This is a genomic window from Chryseobacterium hilariae, assembly GCF_051400735.1.
Lineage (GTDB): Bacteria > Bacteroidota > Bacteroidia > Flavobacteriales > Weeksellaceae > Chryseobacterium.
On sequence record NZ_JBLFFJ010000014.1, the window covers coordinates 1 to 2,109 of the forward strand.

A 2,109-nucleotide genomic window follows, 5' to 3' on the forward strand; every position below is an offset into this window, starting at 1 on the left:
GGAAATAACCATGATTACCTTTCAGCCTCAGTATCTACTCAGGACGGAGGTTTTTTGATCTCAGGTACTTCTTATTCAGGGAAAGGTCTGGATAAGAAAGACGAATCTAAAGGTGGATCAGATTTTTGGTTGATTAGGCTCAACGAATTTGGTGATGAACTTTGGCAGAAAACTCTAGGATCAGCATCCGATGAAGAAGCAAGATCTGTTATTCAAACTACAGACTTAGGATTCTTTGTAGCTGGAAATGTCACCCTTCGACAGGCTCAGGGTACTACTAAAGGTTATGGCTCCAAAGATGTTTTGATTGTAAAACTGGACAAAGACGGCAAAGAACTCTCTCAGTCTATTTTAGGAGGAAAAGGTCTGGATGAAGTTGAAAAAATGATTCCTACTAAAGATGGTGGAGCCTTGCTAGGAATTTATTCCAGAAGCAACTTGGGCGGTTCAAAGAAAACCGAAAACTATGGTGAAGGAGATTTTTGGATAATAAAAATTTCAAAAGACGGCAAAGTAGAATGGGAAAAGAATTTCGGAGGAAAAGATGATGATCATTTGAGAACGCTGGCTCTGACTTCGACCGGATTTTTGGTTGGGGGTGAGTCAAGAAGTAAAATTTCCGGAAATAAAACTGTCGGTATTGAAGAAGGAACCGACCTTTGGTTGATCTCCCTAAGCGAAAAAGGTGAAGAGATCTGGCAGAAATCATACAATTTCGGAAACCGTGATATTCTGATGGGAACAAGTGTGCTTCATTCGGCTGATGATAAAACTTCCAAAGGAATTCTATTAGGAGGCTATACCCAGGCAGAAGGAAAAATAGAATCGGACGATGAAACCTTCTGGATGCTTTATTTGGACCAGGAAGGCAACGAACAGTGGAGAAAACATGTAAAAGGCGAATCCAGAAAGAGAGAAGAAAGGCTTTCCGATATAAAATTAAACAGAGACGGCTCAATCATTCTGGCCGGAACCAGTGCCGAGGAGCTCGGAAAAGAGAACTGGAAGATCGTAAAACTTGGAGACAAGCAGCTTGACCAGTTGATTGAAAAACAGGACATTAAAATCTATCCTAATCCAGTATCAGATTATGCTTATGTGGAAATTGGCTCCCAGTTTAAAGAAGCTGATATTATTCTGTATGATATGGGAGGAAGACAGCTTCAGAGTTTGAAAACTAAGAATAAAGTGACGAAGATTAATACTCAGAATTTAATACAGGGAGCTTATTTGGTGACCATAAAAACAGATACCAATAAAACAGCAACTGCAAAACTCATAAAAAAATAAACATTAAATAATGAAAAAAATCTACATGTGTCTTATAAGCCTTGTAGGCTTATTTGGTCATCTCCAGGCACAGCACCAGTTTCAGGGTGTTAACTTTGGAGATACCGCCAATCCCGTTCCTTCACTTACTTCCCTTGCTGATTTTACGGATAATCCGCCATCATTAGCATTGGGCATACCCGAAATTTCAATACCGCTGCTTAGTATCTCAGGATTTGGAGGTTCCAGCTTTGGTTTGCAGCTGAGTTATAATCCAACAGATGTTTCTTCAGACAATGCAGCAGGTGAAGTTGGAGCAGGCTGGTCCATGTTCAAGGGCGGGGTGATTTCAAGAAAAATCAACGGGATTATGGTGGATGAAGCTTTTCAGAATACGGCTAGTCCTCACTATGAAAAAAATGTCTTTGATGATGAATATTATTATAATCTTCCGGGATTTTCCGGGAAATTTAAAATAGAAAGAGATACCGTACAAAACACGTTCAGAATAGTAGATCTTTCTCCTCTGAACCACGTCAAAATAGCCTATATCAAACAGAATAATACTGCTACGCTGGTTATTGACTCCTTTATCATTACGGATGATGATGGCAGCACCTATTATTTTAATGATTATTCTACAGCAGCCGTGTATGATCATTTTTATGATGAAAAAGGGCTTTGGGGATGGGAATACAAATCAGCCTTTTTCCTGACCAGAATTACCAATGCTGATGGGGTGGAAACCGCGAATTTCACCTATCAGAAAAATACAAAGTATGATACTGATACTACCACATTGCTTTATAAAAGCTGCCAGCTTCAGAAAATAAATACTGC

General features: G+C 39.4%; 2 protein-coding genes. Both read left to right on the top strand.

Features of this window, described 5'->3' with window-relative positions:
* The coding region (locus ACMGDK_RS19720) for a T9SS type A sorting domain-containing protein (protein WP_436809511.1) at window positions 1–1,290 on the top strand (1,290 nt) is incomplete at its 5' end.
* 10 nt (window positions 1,291–1,300) lie between these two features.
* Window positions 1,301–2,109, top strand: an 809-nt coding sequence (locus ACMGDK_RS19725) for a hypothetical protein (RefSeq protein ID WP_436809512.1), incomplete at its 3' end; no start/stop codon positions are given.